9 protein-coding genes are annotated in these 14,565 nt (G+C 70.9%); 4 read left to right on the top strand and 5 right to left on the bottom strand.

Going from position 1 to position 14,565, the window contains the following annotated elements; genetic code table 11:
* The first annotated feature begins 77 nt into the window (after positions 1–77).
* Positions 78–1,883: a S8 family peptidase gene (locus tag AB0H12_RS26360; RefSeq protein ID WP_499626205.1), complete on the top strand. Its 1,806-nt coding sequence runs from the start codon at positions 78–80 to the stop codon at positions 1,881–1,883.
* 132 nt (positions 1,884–2,015) lie between these two features.
* On the opposite strand, the gene mshC is transcribed toward AB0H12_RS26360, so the two are convergent.
* The gene (mshC, locus tag AB0H12_RS26365; RefSeq protein ID WP_499626207.1) at positions 2,016–3,254 is read right to left on the bottom strand and encodes a cysteine--1-D-myo-inosityl 2-amino-2-deoxy-alpha-D-glucopyranoside ligase; all 1,239 of its coding nucleotides are present in this window, start codon (positions 3,252–3,254) and stop codon (positions 2,016–2,018) included.
* A gap of 98 nt (positions 3,255–3,352) precedes the next feature.
* On the opposite strand from mshC, the gene AB0H12_RS26370 reads away from it, so the two are divergent.
* The 3 genes from AB0H12_RS26370 to AB0H12_RS26380 all read left to right on the top strand — a co-directional run bounded on the left by AB0H12_RS26370 (position 3,353) and on the right by AB0H12_RS26380 (position 7,427).
* Positions 3,353–4,141: an SPFH domain-containing protein gene (locus AB0H12_RS26370; protein WP_499626371.1), complete on the top strand. Its 789-nt coding sequence runs from the start codon at positions 3,353–3,355 to the stop codon at positions 4,139–4,141.
* Between the two features lie 70 nt (positions 4,142–4,211).
* Positions 4,212–5,999, top strand: a complete 1,788-nt coding sequence (gene ctaD, locus AB0H12_RS26375) for an aa3-type cytochrome oxidase subunit I (protein ID WP_230565719.1) — start codon at positions 4,212–4,214, stop codon at positions 5,997–5,999.
* A gap of 111 nt (positions 6,000–6,110) precedes the next feature.
* Positions 6,111–7,427: an FG-GAP-like repeat-containing protein gene (locus AB0H12_RS26380; protein WP_499626209.1), complete on the top strand. Its 1,317-nt coding sequence runs from the start codon at positions 6,111–6,113 to the stop codon at positions 7,425–7,427.
* A 42-nt stretch (positions 7,428–7,469) separates the two neighbouring features.
* Here AB0H12_RS26380 and AB0H12_RS26385 read toward each other — a convergent pair whose 3' ends face one another.
* The 4 genes from AB0H12_RS26385 to AB0H12_RS26400 all read right to left on the bottom strand — a co-directional run bounded on the left by AB0H12_RS26385 (position 7,470) and on the right by AB0H12_RS26400 (position 14,196).
* Positions 7,470–9,404, bottom strand: a complete 1,935-nt coding sequence (locus tag AB0H12_RS26385; protein ID WP_499626211.1) for a vWA domain-containing protein — start codon at positions 9,402–9,404, stop codon at positions 7,470–7,472.
* Positions 9,401–10,786, bottom strand: a complete 1,386-nt coding sequence (locus AB0H12_RS26390; protein WP_499626213.1) for a sigma 54-interacting transcriptional regulator — start codon at positions 10,784–10,786, stop codon at positions 9,401–9,403. The genes AB0H12_RS26385 and AB0H12_RS26390 overlap by 4 nt, the downstream gene beginning before the upstream one ends.
* Positions 10,787–11,413: 627 nt before the next feature.
* Positions 11,414–12,268: an aminoglycoside phosphotransferase family protein gene (locus AB0H12_RS26395; RefSeq protein WP_499626215.1), complete on the bottom strand. Its 855-nt coding sequence runs from the start codon at positions 12,266–12,268 to the stop codon at positions 11,414–11,416.
* A 113-nt stretch (positions 12,269–12,381) separates the two neighbouring features.
* A complete protein-coding gene (locus tag AB0H12_RS26400; protein WP_499626217.1) occupies positions 12,382–14,196 on the bottom strand; it encodes a glycoside hydrolase family 6 protein in 1,815 nt (604 codons plus the stop codon).
* Positions 14,197–14,565 lie beyond the last annotated feature (369 nt).

The raw sequence follows: 14,565 nt of genomic DNA on the forward strand, positions 1-14,565 counted from the left end.
CATCCCCTGCATCGCACGGCCGACCGGCGCACCCGCCCGGCACGGCCGCGCAGCCCTGCCCAAAGGGAGAACCCTCCATGGGAGACGCCCGAACCACCAGGAGACTGGCCGTGCTCGGCCTGGCCGCCGTGTCGGCCGCCGCGCTGGCCTTCGCGAACGTCGGCGTGGCGGCGGCCGAGGGCGACGTGCTCGGCGCCGAGCGCGCCGACGCCGTCCCCGGCTCCTACATCGTGGCCCTCAACGACTCGTCGTCGCCGAGATCCGCGTCCGCCTCGACCGCGTCCTCGCTGGTCGACAAGTACGGCGGCCAGGTCCGCGTGGCCTGGCAGCACGCGCTCAACGGCTTCCACGCCACCATGTCCGCGGCGCAGGCGCGGCGCCTGGCCGCCGACCCGCGGGTCGCGTTCGTGCAGGCCGACCTGCCGATCTCGGTCGACGCCGTCCAGCAGAACCCGCCGTCCTGGGGCCTGGACCGCATCGACCAGCGCAACCTGCCGCTGGACAGCGCCTACAACTACTCGACGACCGCGAGCAACGTGCGGGCGTACATCATCGACACCGGCATCCGGACGACCCACTCCGACTTCGGCGGCCGGGCGACCTGGGGCACCAACACGGTCGACTCGAACAACACCGACTGCAACGGCCACGGCACCCACGTCGCCGGCACCGTCGGCGGCACGGCGCACGGCGTCGCCAAGGGCGTGCAGCTCATCGCGGTCAAGGTGCTCAACTGCGCCGGCTCCGGCACCACGGCGGGCGTGGTGAACGGCGTCAACTGGGTCACCCAGAACGCCGTCAAGCCCGCGGTCGCCAACATGTCGCTGGGCGGCGGCGTCGACACCGCCCTGGACACCGCGGTGCGCAACTCCATCGCCGCGGGCATCACCTACGCGGTGGCGTCGGGCAACTCCAACGCGAACGCGTGCAACTACTCCCCGGCGCGGGTCGCCGAGGCGCTGAGCGTGAACGCGTCCACCAACACCGACGCGCGCGCCTCGTTCTCGAACTTCGGCACCTGCACCGACCTGTTCGCGCCCGGCCAGAACATCACCTCGGCGTGGATGACCAACGACACCTCCACCAACACGATCAGCGGAACGTCGATGGCGTCGCCGCACGTGGCCGGCGCCGCCGCGCTGTACCTGGCGGACAACCCGACCGCGACCCCGCCGACGGTGAACGCGGCCATCGTCGCCGCCGCCACGTCCGACAAGATCACCAGCCCGGGCACCGGCTCGCCGAACAAGCTGCTGTTCACCGGCACGGCGACCCCCGGCGGCCCGTCCGTGACCAACCCGGGCAACCAGTCGACCGTCGTCGGCACGGCGGTCAGCCTGCAGCTGTCCGCGAGCGGCGGCACCGCGCCGTACACGTTCTCGGCCACCGGCCTGCCCGCCGGCCTGTCGATCAGCTCCTCGGGCCTGATCACCGGCACGCCGACGGCCACCGGCACGTCCTCGGTGACGGTGACGGCGACCGACGCGGCGTCGCGCACCGGCAGCACCACGTTCTCGTGGACGGTCACGTCCACCGGCGGGGCCTGCGACGCGGTCACCAACGGCACCGACGTGGCGATCGGCGACAACTCCGACGTCTCCAGCCCGATCGCGCTGACCTGCGCCACGAACGCCTCGGCGACCACGAGCGTGCAGGTCAACATCGTGCACACCTACATCGGTGACCTGATCGTCGACCTGGTCGCGCCGGACGGCTCGGTGTACAACCTGCACAACCGCAGCGGCGGCGGCACCGACAACATCAACCGCACCTTCACCGTGAACGCCTCCTCCGAGGCCGCCGCGGGCACCTGGAAGCTGCGCGTCCGCGACCAGGCGTACCTGGACACGGGCTACATCAACAGCTGGACGCTCGACGTCTGAGCCTGACGTGACCGGCGGGGCCGTCCCACTGCGGGACGGCCCCGTTCGCGTGCGCCACGACCAGCGGAAAGGCGCCGGTCGGACGGGCACCGCGTCCGGTCGGGCCGAGCGCGCCCGGCGCATCCGCGAGGCTTAGAGCTCCACGCCCAGCAGCGAGTCGGCCGCAGCGCGGAACAGGGTCGGGCCCGTGTGGTCCGAGCCGCCGGTCGAGAGGGCCTCGGCCGCCCACGCGTCCAGCGCCGCCAGCGCCTTGGGCGTGTCGAGGTCGTCGCCGAGGTGGTCGCGCAGGCGGGCCACGGTGGCGACCGCGCTCGGCCCCGTCGACAGCGACCCCGCGAGCCGCCACTTCGCGAGCCTCGCCTCGGCCTCGGCCAGCAGGCGGTCGCTCCACGGCCGGTCGGCGCGGTAGTGGCCCGCGAACAACGCCAGCCGCACCGCGTTCGGGTCGACCTTCTGCGCGCGCAGCTTGGACACGAACACCAGGTTGCCGCGCGACTTGGACATCTTCTCGCCGTCCAGCCCGATCATGCCCGCGTGCACGTAGTGCCGGGCGAACGGGTGCTCGCCGGTCGCCGCCTCGGCGTGCGCGGCGGAGAACTCGTGGTGCGGGAAGATCAGGTCCGACCCGCCGCCCTGCACGTCGAACGACGTGCCGAGCCGGTTCAGCGCGATGGCGCTGCACTCGATGTGCCAGCCGGGCCTGCCGGGGCCCAGCTCCGACGGCCACGACGGCTCGCCCGACCGGGCGGCGCGCCACAGCAGGGCGTCCAGCGGGTGGCGCTTGCCGGGCCGGTCCGGGTCGCCGCCGCGCTCGGCGAAGTACCTGCCCATCGTCTCCAGGTCGTAGTTCGACTCGTAGCCGAACCGCCCGGTCGCCGTGTGGTCGAAGTAGACGTCCGGGTGCTCGGGGTCGTCGACCCGGTACGCCGCGCCGCCGGCCAGCAGCTTCCCGATGACCTCGACCACCTCGGGGATCGCGTCGACCGCGCCCACGTAGTCGCGCGGCGGCAGCACCCGCAGGCTCACCATGTCCTCGCGGAACAGCGCGGTCTCCCGCATGCCCAGGACCACCCAGTCGTCCTGGTCGCGCTCGGCCCGCTCCAGCAGCGGGTCGTCGATGTCGGTCACGTTCTGCACGTAGTGGACGTCGTGGCCGTTGTCCAGCCACACCCGGTGGACCAGGTCGAAGGCCAGGTACGTGGCCGCGTGACCGAGGTGCGTGGCGTCGTACGGGGTGATGCCGCAGACGTACAGCCTGGCGGTGGCGCCGGGGGCGGTCGGGCGCACCTCACCGGTGGCGGTGTCGAACAGCCGCAACGGGCGCGGCTCGCCCGCTACCCGCGGGACAGGAGTGGATGACCAGGTCTGCATGTGAACGACCCTAACTCGCCGGTCGGACGGGCCACGCAGCGTCCGCACCGCGGGACGCGGGCGTACCCTCTGACCAGGGGACCTGGGAGATGGTCGCGATGATCCTGGACATCGTCATCGGTGTGCTGGGCGTGTTCGCCGTCGGCCTCGCGAGCAGCGCGCGCATCGTCAAGCAGTACGAGCAGGGCCTGGTGTTCCGCTTCGGCAGGGTGCGGCCCGCGCTGCGCGGGCCGGGGCTGACCATGGTCGTGCCGGGCGTCGACCGGCTGCGGAAGGTGAACCTCCAGATCGTCACCCAGCCCATCCCGGCGCAGGACGGCATCACCCGCGACAACGTCACCGTGCGCGTGGACGCCGTCGTGTACTTCAAGGTGGTCGACGCGGTGCGCGCCGTCGTCACGGTCGAGGACTACCGGTTCGCCATGCTCCAGGTCGCGCAGACGTCGTTGCGCTCGATCATCGGCAAGAGCGAGCTCGACGACCTGCTGTCCAACCGGGAACGCCTCAACCAGGGCCTGGAGCTGATGATCGACAACCCGGCGGTGTCCTGGGGCATCGAGATCGACCGGGTCGAGATCAAGGACGTGGCGCTGCCGGAGAGCATGAAGCGGTCCATGTCGCGGCAGGCCGAGGCGGAGCGGGAGCGGCGGGCGCGCATCATCACCGCCGACGGCGAGCTGCAGGCGTCGAAGAAGCTGTCCGAGGCCGCCGCGGCCATGTCCGCCACGCCCGCCGCGCTGCAGCTCAGGCTGCTGCAGACCATCGTGGAGGTGGCGGCGGAGAAGAACTCGACCCTGGTGCTGCCGTTCCCGGTCGAGTTGCTCCGCTTCCTCGAACGGGCGTCAGGCGCGATAGAACAGCAGGTCACGGTGCCCAAGCAGGGCTGAGCGTTTGCCCCGTGCCACGGACCGGGGGACGATGTGGTCTGGCTCACGTCGTCGGGACGAGGGAGGCGGGATGACCGCGCTCAAGCCGGAACCCGTGATCACCCACCCGGGTGCGGCCCGACGGCGCGCCAAGGGCTCGGTGCTGCTGGGGCTGCTCCGCACGACCGACCCCAAGCAGATCGGGATGCTCTACCTGGTCACGTCGTTCATGTTCTTCATGGTCGGCGGCGTGATGGCGCTGCTCATCCGGGGCGAGCTGGCCCGGCCGGGGCTCCAGTTCCTGTCCAACGAGCAGTACAACCAGCTGTTCACCATGCACGGCACGATCATGCTGCTGCTGTACGCGACGCCGATCCTGTTCGGTTTCGCCAACTACATCCTGCCGCTGCAGATCGGCGCGCCGGACGTGGCGTTCCCCCGGCTCAACGCGTTCTCCTACTGGTTGTTCCTGTTCGGCGGGCTGACCGTGATGGCCGGGTTCCTCACGCCCGGCGGCGCGGCGGACTTCGGCTGGACCGCCTACACGCCGTTGAGCAGCGCCATCCACAGCCCGGGCATCGGGCCGGACCTGTGGATCATGGGGCTGGCGGTGTCCGGCCTCGGCACGATCCTCGGCGGGGTCAACATGGTGACGACGGTGTGCTGCCTGCGCGCGCCCGGCATGACCATGTTCCGGATGCCGATCTTCACCTGGAACATCTTCGTCACCAGCATCCTGATCCTGCTGGCGTTCCCGATCCTCACCGCCGCGCTGATGGGCCTGGCCGCCGACCGGCACCTCGGCGCGCACGTGTTCGACCCCGCCAACGGCGGCGTGATCCTGTGGCAGCACCTGTTCTGGTTCTTCGGCCACCCCGAGGTCTACATCGTCGCGCTGCCGTTCTTCGGCATCGTGTCGGAGATCTTCCCGGTGTTCAGCCGCAAACCGCTGTTCGGCTACAAGGGGCTGGTCTTCGCCACGTTCGCCATCGCGGCGCTGTCGGTGGCGGTGTGGGCGCACCACATGTTCGCCACCGGAGCGGTGCTGCTGCCGTTCTTCTCGCTGATGACGTTCCTGATCGCGGTGCCGACGGGCATCAAGTTCTTCAACTGGATCGGCACCATGTGGAAGGGGTCGATCACCCTGGAGACGCCGATGCTGTTCAGCATCGGGTTCCTCATCACGTTCCTGCTCGGCGGGCTGACGGGCATCATCCTGGCCTCGCCGCCGCTGGACTTCCACGTCACCGACACGTACTTCGTGGTGGCCCACTTCCACTACGTGCTGTTCGGCACGATCGTGTTCGCCACCTACGCGGGCCTGTACTTCTGGTTCCCCAAGATGACCGGGCGGATGCTCAACGAGCCGCTGGGCAAGCTGCACTTCTGGACCACGTTCCTGGGCTTCCACGGCACGTTCCTGATCCAGCACTGGCTCGGCAACATCGGCATGCCCCGCCGGTACGCCGACTACCTGCCCGGCGACGGCTTCACCCTGATGAACACGATCTCCACGATCGGGGCATTCCTGCTGGGCGCGTCCGTGCTGCCGTTCGTGTGGAACGTGCTGCGCAGCTACCGGTTCGGCGACCCGGCCGAGCGCGACGACCCGTGGGGCTTCGGCAATTCCCTCGAATGGGCGACGACGTGCCCGCCGCCGCGGCACAACTTCACCGAGCTGCCGCGGATCCGGTCCGAGCGGCCCGCGTTCGAGCTGCACTACCCGCACATGGTGGAGCGGATGCGCGACGAGTCCCACTTCTCGCTGCGGCCCGGCAAGCACCGGGTCGAACCCGACGCCACGACCGAGAAGGCCCTCGCCTCGACCGAACGGGAGCGCGAGACGAAGGACGAGGTCAAGGAGGACCGGCAGGACTGAGCCGGCCGCGTTGTCGGGCGTTTGCCCGATAGTCGGGCACCTGGTCGCTTCCCTACGGTGATGTGTCCCAGTCGGGACGGGTTTCCGGACGACCGTTGGGGAGGACCTCGGATGTCACGAGGCAGAACGGCACGGCTGCGTGCCGCCGTGAGCGCTTGCCTGGCCGCCGCGGCCGGGCTGGTGGTGTTCGCGTCACCGGCGCAGGCCGCGCCCGCGTTCCAGTTGCCGTTCGAGTGCGGGCAGGAGTGGCGGCTGGACACGTGGGCGCACAGCCCCGCGCTGGACATGGTGCGCGAGCCGAACCAGGTGGGCACCCTGGGCGCGGCCCTGCTGGCGCCGGCGGCCGGCACGGTGAACAAGTCCACCTACCACGACAACGCCGGTCACATGATCCAGATCAACCACGGCGGCGGGCACTTCACCACCTACCTGCACCTGGACTCGCGTGCGGTCGGGGTCGGGGCGCGGGTCGCCCGGGGTCAGCTGATCGGCCGGGTCGGCAAGAGCGGCCCCACCTCGAACGGGCACCCGCACCTGCACTACGAGCAGGGCTTCGACGCGAACGGCGACGGCAGCGCCACCTGGGGCTTCGCCGGTGCGGAGCGCGTGGCGGCGACGTTCGACGGGGTCACCTACACCGGGGCGTCGCGCACGTGGCGTGACGTCACGAGCCGCAACTGCCAGGAGGAGCCCGACCTCGAACGGGTGTCGGACTTCAGCGGTGACGGGCATTCCGACGTGCTGGGCGTCAACGCGGCCGGTGAGCTGCTCTACTACCCCAACAACGGCCTCGCGCTCTCCACGCCCGAGCAGATCGGGCACGGCTGGGGCTCGTTCACGCAGGTCATGGCCGCCGACTTCAGCGGTGACGGGCACGCGGACGTGCTGGGCGTCAACGCCGCCGGCGAACTGCACTACTACCCGAACAATGACCTGGCGCTCTCGTCACCGAAGCAGATCGGCCACGGCTGGGACTCGTTCACCCACGTCATGGCCGCCGACTTCAGCGGCGACGGACACGCCGACGTGCTCGGCGTCAACGCCGCCGGCGAACTCCTCTACTACCCCAACAACAACCTCGCGCTCTCCACGCCCAAGCAGATCGGCCACGGTTGGAACGCGTTCACCCACGTCATGGCCGCCGACTTCAGCGGCGACGGACACGCCGACGTGCTCGGCGTCAACGCCGCCGGCGAACTCCTCTACTACCCCAACAACAACCTCGCGCTCTCCACACCGAAGCAGATCGGGCACGGCTGGAACGCGTTCACGCAGGTCTTCGCGTCCGACTTCAGCGGCGACGGGCACGCGGACGTGCTCGGGGTCGACGCCGCCGGCGAACTGCTCTACTACCCGAACAACGGCCTGGCGCTCTCGACGCCCAAGCAGATCGGCCACGGCTGGGGCTCGTTCACGCACGTGATGTGACCCCGGGGTGGCGCGGACCCGGCCGGGGACGCGCCACCTCCGTCAACGGCGTTTGCGCGACCGCAGGTAGTCGCTGACCACGGCCGCGCCCAGGCCGTCCTCGCCGGGCGCGACGACCCGGCCGCCGGACCGCCGGGCCACCGTGTCGACGAACCTGGTCAACCTCGGGTCGTCGCCGAGCCGGAACACCGTGATCGACGCGCCGAGCCTGGCCAGGTTGTCGACCTCGACCAGGGTCTTGCCGATGGTCCGCGGCAGCGGCGGGTACTGGAACTCGGCGTCGCCGGTCGGCTCCAGGTGCGCGGTCGGCTCGCCGTCGGTGACCACCAGGACCACCGGCTGGGCGTCGGGGTGCTTGCGGACGTGCCGACCGGCCAGCAGCAGCGCGTGGTGCAGGTTCGTGCCCTGCTCCCACACCCCCTCCAACGCGGTGAGCTGCCCGATGTCGACGGTCTCGGCGTGCCGGCCGAACGTGATCAGCTCCAGCGCGTCGGTGCGGAACCTGGTCCGCACCAGGTGGTGCAACGCCAGCGCGGTGCGCTTCATCGGCACCCACCGGCCGTCCTGCACCATCGACCAGGACGTGTCCACGCACAACGCGACCGCCGCTCGTGACCGCTGCTCGGTCTCGCTCACCTCGACGTCGACCACGTCGAGCTCGACCGGGCCGCCCGCCGACCGCAGCACGGCGTTCGTGACGGTCCGCGACACGTTCCACGGCTCGGTGTCCCCGAACCGCCACGGCCGCGTCGACCCGATCAGCTCACCGGCCGCGCCGGCGGACGAGTTGTCCCGCTGACCCTGCTCGCGTGCGCTGTCGAGCACGCCGCGCAACGCCGTCTCGCCCAACCGCCGCAACGCCTTCGGCGTCAACCGCAGCGAGCCGTCCGGCGCGCGTTCCAGCAGGTTCTGCGACCGCAGCTCGCGTTCCAGCTCGGCCAGCCGCCGCGCGTCGACGCCCGCCTCGCCGCCGAGCTGCCGGACCAGCGCCTCCAGGTCGATGTCCTCCAGCCGCGCGCCGGGGTAGCCCTGCGAGAGCTGCTCGGCCAACGCGTCCAGCTCGGCCAGGTCCGCCATCGCCTGCGCGCCCTCGCCCAGCCCCAGCGGGTTGTCGCCGCGGAACCGCGCCGAGCCGTTCCAGTCCTCGCCGGGCCGCAGCCCTTGCAGCAGGGCGTCCAGTTGGGACAGCTGCGCGCCGACGCCCGAGTTGCCGAACGCCTGCTGCGACAACGACGACAGCTCCCGGCGCTGCTCCTCGGACAGCGAGTTCATCATGCGCTGGGCGGCGGCGGACCGGGCGGCCAGCGCGTCGACCAGCTCGTCGACCGACTTCGGGTTCTCCGGGAAGAACTCGCCGTGCTCGCGCATGAACCGCTCGAACCGCTCGCCCGTGTCCTCGCCGGCGGCGTGCGCGGCGAGCAGGCCGTTGAGGTCGTCGAGCATGGACTGGATGCGCTGCACGTCCTCGGGCCGGACGTTCTCCATGGCCTGCTTCATGCCCTGGAACCGCTGGTCCATCAGCTCGCGGCCGAGCAGGTCGCGGATCTGCTCGTAGGACTCGCGGGCCTGCGGGGAGCGCCAGTCGTACTCGGCCAGCTCGCTCACGGCTGCCGCGGTCGACTGCGGCAACGCGTCCAGCCGGGCCTCGCGGAACCGCGCCTCGTCGTCCGGGTCGGGGAACAGCGCGGCCCGTTCGGCGGCCAACGCCTCCTCCAGCAGCCGCTGGATCTCCTGCAAGGTGCCGTCGAGCCGGTGACGCCGGGTGAGGGCGGCGCGCTTCTGCCACAGCCGGGCGGTCAGGTCGTCCAGGCCGCGCGTGCCGGGCAGGCCCCGGCGCAGCAGCTCGCGCAGCGCCGAGGCGGGTGACGCGCCCTCCATGACCTCGCGGCCGAGTTCGTCCATGGCCGCGCGCAGGTCGGTCGGCGGGGCCAGCGGGTCCGGCCCGTCGACGTACCGGCCGTACCGGTAGCCGCTCATCCGTACACCGTCCGGTCGTCGTCGCTGTCCTTGGACAGCTGACGGGTCAGGTAGAGCGATTCCAGCGCCAGCTCCACGGCCGACGCGATGCGTCCCGCCGGGTCCTTGGGGCCCGCGCCGACCCGTTGCGCCACGTCGTGCAGCACGGGCAGCTCCGGCAGCGCGGCCAGCATGTCGCCGGGGTGCACGCGTTCACCGGTGGCCACGGGGTGGCCGTCGGACACCAGCTCGGCCAACGGCCGCAGGTCGATCCCCGCGAACGTGGACCGCGCCGTGTCCGCGGTCGCCCGGCGCAGCAGGTGGACCAGCACCTCCTGCTCGCGCCCCTCCTCGCCCGCCTCGAACTCCAGCTTGCCGCGCAGCACCTCCGTCACCGACTCCAGGTCGACCGGGCGGGCGATGGGCGGGTTCTCGCCGATCAGCGCGCTGCGGCGCAGGGCGCTGGCGGCCACCGTCTCCGCCGCCGCGACCGCGAACCTGGCCGAGACGCCGGAGCGCTGGTCGATCGAGGACGACTCGCGCAGGTGCCGCACGAACCGGGCGATGACCTCCAGCAGGTGGTCGCCGACCTCGGCGACCAGGTGGGCCTCCTGGCGGACCAGCTCGACCTCGGCGCCGATCTCCAGCGGGTAGTGGGTGCGGATCTCCGCGCCGAAGCGGTCCTTGAGCGGCGTGATGATCCGGCCGCGGTTGGTGTAGTCCTCGGGGTTGGCGGTGGCGACGAGGAGGACGTCCAGCGGGAGCCGCAGCGTGTAGCCGCGGATCTGGATGTCGCGTTCCTCCATCACGTTCAGCAGCGCGACCTGGATGCGTTCGGCCAGGTCGGGCAGCTCGTTGACGGCGATGACGCCGCGGTGGGAGCGGGGCAGCAGGCCGTAGTGGATGGTCTCCGGGTCGCCGAGGCTGCGACCCTGGGCGACCTTGACCGGGTCGACGTCGCCGACCAGGTCGCCGACGCTGGTGTCCGGCGTGGCGAGCTTCTCGGCGAACCGCTCGTCGCGGTGCTTCCAGGTGACGGGCAGGTCGTCGCCGAGTTCGGCGGCGCGGCGCTTCGACTCGGGGGTGATGGGGTCGAGCGGGTGCTCGTTCAGCTCGGCGCCCTCGATCACCGGGGTCCACTCGTCCAGCAGGCCGACGATGGTGCGCAGGAGCCGCGTCTTGCCCTGCCCGCGTTCGCCGAGGAGCACCACGTCGTGCCCCGCGAGGAGGGCGCGCTCCAACTGCGGCAGGACGGTGCGGTCGAAGCCGACGATGCCGGGCCACGGGTCGCGGCCGTCGCGGAGAGCGGCCAGGAGGTTCTCCCGGATCTCGGCCTTGACCCCGCGCGGCAGGTGACCGGCCGCGCGGAGGGTGCCTGCGGTGGTGGGAAGGTCAGAGGTCACTCCACCGAAGTTACGCACTGATGGGCCGTCGGTCGACGTGGACCCACTCCACCTCGGGTTTCGCACTCGGTGGAGCCTTCGGCGCCTCGAATTGTCGGACCCTTCTGGGAGAATGAAAACAGGGGTCCCCTGGGCGGGGACTCCTGCGCAGCATCGGCCCGGCCCACTGCGCAGCATCGGCTTGGCCGACGTCGTGCGCGCAGTTCCGCCCGCGTCTCCGCCCACCCGCGCGGACACCGGCCAATCGAGAACCGGCCGCACTGGTCCACGACGTCACCTACCGCGAAGACCACGCTCGGATCCGCGCCGGCAACGCCCTCGGAGTCGCGGAGCGCCATTCAGAAGGTCGATCTCGGGGTGACAGCGCGCGCCGCGCGGTCAGCAGGTCACGCCCCTCGCCGAGGTCGTCGGTGGCGTGGACGAGTTCGGCGCCCGCCGCGACGCACGCCTGCCCCGGTCGCCGCCGGGTCGTGGGCCACGGCCCGCGAACGCCGCACGACCACCGACGCAGCGCGGAATCACCGGCTGACAACGGCGAAACGACGTTGCCGCATCCCTGCCTGGGGCGGGGACTCGTGCGAAGCACCGGCTCGGGCGACGCGTCACGGGGCGGACGTGACAGCGGGGTCAGCGGGCCAGGGTGAGCAGTTCTGTGCGGGCCGCCTCGTCGTCCAGGTAGGCGATGGCGATCATCGGCGCGAGGGCTCGGCACCAGTCGTGCAGGCGGTCCGGGTCGAGGGAAGCGGCCTTGGCCACGGCGGCCGCGCGCTCGGCCACGCCCTCGCGGCCCGCGCCGGCCAGGGCGTAGTCCACGACGTCGAAGCACGGGTCGCCCACGCACGGGCGCGGGTCGATCGCCATCAGGACCTTGCCGCCGCCCAGGACGTTGCCCAGGTGGAGATCGCCGTGCAGCAGCACCTGCGGCTGGGTGTCGAGCAGCGCGCGGCAGCGGTTCAGGGCGCGGGTCCACGTCTGCTCCGAGACGTGGGCGGCCACCGCGGGTTCGGCCAAGCGGCGGCCGATGCGCGTGTAGGCCTCCTCGCAGCGGGCGCGCAGGGTCTGCCAGGGCCCTCCCCCGGTCGGCACGGTGTGCAACGCGGCCACCAGGTCGGCCCACTCCCGCGGTGACGGCGGGGTCGGCAGCTCGTCGGCCGGCGTCCCGGGCCGGACGGCTTCCATCAGCACCGCGCCGTCCGCCTCGGCCAGCACCGCCGGCACCCGGCCGGACAGGGCGAAGTGCCGCAGCACGGACGCCTGCTCGGCCAGGAACACGGGGTCCGGGCTCAGCTTCAGGACCAGCGCCGCGTCCCCACGCGCACACGCCACCACGACCGACGAAGCGCCCGGCGGCATCACGTCGCCCAGGGTGAGGTCCCAACGCGCGGCGGCCTCGGCCGCCTGCTCCGGCACGCGCGCGCACCACTCGGCCACCGGAGGCCCGAACCGCAGGGTCAACCGCTCGGTGATCTCGTCGACGTCCACCCGTGCCACGGTAAAGGCGCGCACAACCGAATAATGCCCGTAGGCGACGCCCTGAATGGGCGCCGCCTACGGGTGTGCAGAGCTATTCAGTTGTCGTGCCGGTCAGCCGATGGTCACAGCGCCGGGTAGGCGTTGCGCATGAGCTCCTGGAACTGGGCCGAGAACCAGTGGCCCGAGAGCGGCGCGTCGGCGAGAGCACCCGAGGGGTTGTTGCCGTTGCGCACGTTGCCGCCGTAGGTCGGGTCGCACATCCGGTCGAAGCCCTTGCCCTCGGGGTTCGGGATCTCCTTGCTCGCACCGTCGGACTCACCCGGCGGCTTGATCCAGACGTAGGCGTCGATGCTCGGCTTCGGAGCGGCCTTCGGACGCTCGCCCAGACCGGCGCCGGCCTGGTTGCACCAGTTGCCCTTCTGGTAGCGGCGGTCGATGCGCGACTCGTTCACGTAGGCGTCCGCGGTGGTCGCGGTCGACTTCGCGGTGGGTCGGTTCGGGCCGCCCCAGCCGTTGCGCGAGGTGTCGATCAGCATGCCGATGCCGCTGTCGAAGCCCTGCTTGATCAGCTCGGTGCGCATCGCCGTGGCGAAGCCCAGCTCACCGTTGAAGTCGTTCCAGTCGACCCACTTGGCGTTCTCCTTCACCGGGCGACCGCCGACCAGGTCGTCGACCGTCCAGTACGGCTCCTCCAGCGCGGAGTAGTTCGCGGTGTTGGTGATGAAGCCGTGGACCTTGTCCTTGGTGGCGCCGTTCTTGCCGAGGATGGCCGCGAACTGCTTCGCCGCGGCGAAGAAGTTGTCGTACTCGGGAACGGTGTCGCCCCAACCGATCCAGCCGTGGTGACCGGAGTCGATGTAGTTGTAGACGTTGGAGATGGCACCGAGCTTGCCGACGGCGTACGAGACGCCCTCGACGTAGTTGCCGTTCGCCTTCATCGTGTCGCAGTTCGCCACGGCCGTGGGGCGCGGCGAGACGTTGGTGACCAGGTTCGGCAGCGAGTCGATCTCGATGACCGCGACGATGCGCAGCTTCGAGTACTTCGCGTCGCCGACGATGCTCGTGATCTTGTCGATGTACTCGGTCTTGTAGCGACCGATCTCGTCGGCCTTCAGCTCACCGTTCGAGGCCAGCGCGGCGCAGTCGCGGCCGGGCAGGTTGTAGACGACGAACTGGAAGACCAACTGGCCGTCCGCACGGGCCGCGCGCTGCTTCTCGGCCTCGTCGAGGTGATCAGCCAGACCCATGGTGCCCGTCGTCGGCGAGTCGTTGCCGTCGATCGCGCTGATCCGGTCCAACCACACACCGGTCGGCTGGTTCGCGATCCGCGAGCCACCCGGCTCGGCGGCGGCCTGACGCGACCACTGCGGGTTCACGTACACGCCGGCGCCCACGTACGGGTTGTCCACCTTCGGACCGCCCGGGTTGGTGCCGGTCGTGGTGGTGGTCGTCGTGGTCGTGGTGGTCGTCGTCGTGGTGGTCGTGGTGGTCGTCGTGTCGACCGACCCCGTGCACACCGTGCCGTTCAACCGGAACTGCGTGGGCGCCGGGTTGGACCCGGTCCACGAGCCGTTGAAGCCCGGCGTCACCGACGCGCCCGTGCCGAGGTTGCCGGCCCACGAGGGGTTGCGGACCGTCACGCGCGCCCCGGACTGGGAGAACGTGCCGTTCCAGCCCTGCTGGACCCGCTGGCCGGCGGCGAAGTCCCACTCCAGCGTCCACCCACCGGAAATGGCGTCACCCAGGTTGGTGACCGTGACGTTGGCGCCGAATCCGCCTTGCCACTGGCTACTGATTTGATACGAAACCCGACAACCGGGAGCAGCGTTGGCGGTGGCGGTCGAAGCCACCACCCCGGCCACGGACAGAGCCGCCACCGAGGTCACCGCCAATGCCCCGGTCAGTTTCCGGGAACGTACGAACGTGCGCAGACTCATGCATCGCCTCCTTGCGAGCAACCCGCCATCTGGGAGCGCTCCCAGCGATATCGCCGAATCGGCATTCGACGCGAGACCGACACAGCTGCCTGGGAGCGCTCCCAGACGTACCGTAACGCACGACACCTCGTGTTGACGAGGGGTTGACCTGGACATAATCCGTGGCTATACCCGGGGGCTCACCCCATCCCAGGCCCGCTGAGCTGGCCTTATGACACCGTCGACCGCAGCCGGGATTCGTGGCGAGCGTTCTGCCGGAATCGATTCGGAGCGCGAACGGCCGCCACTCGGATCACCTGTTCGGCCCAGGGGTCGAGCGGTTCGGGAGTACGTTCGCCGTCGAATATTCGATTCGACCTCTCGCCACCG

The organism is Actinosynnema sp. NPDC023794 (assembly GCF_040639675.1).
GTDB lineage: Bacteria > Actinomycetota > Actinomycetes > Mycobacteriales > Pseudonocardiaceae > Actinosynnema > Actinosynnema luteola.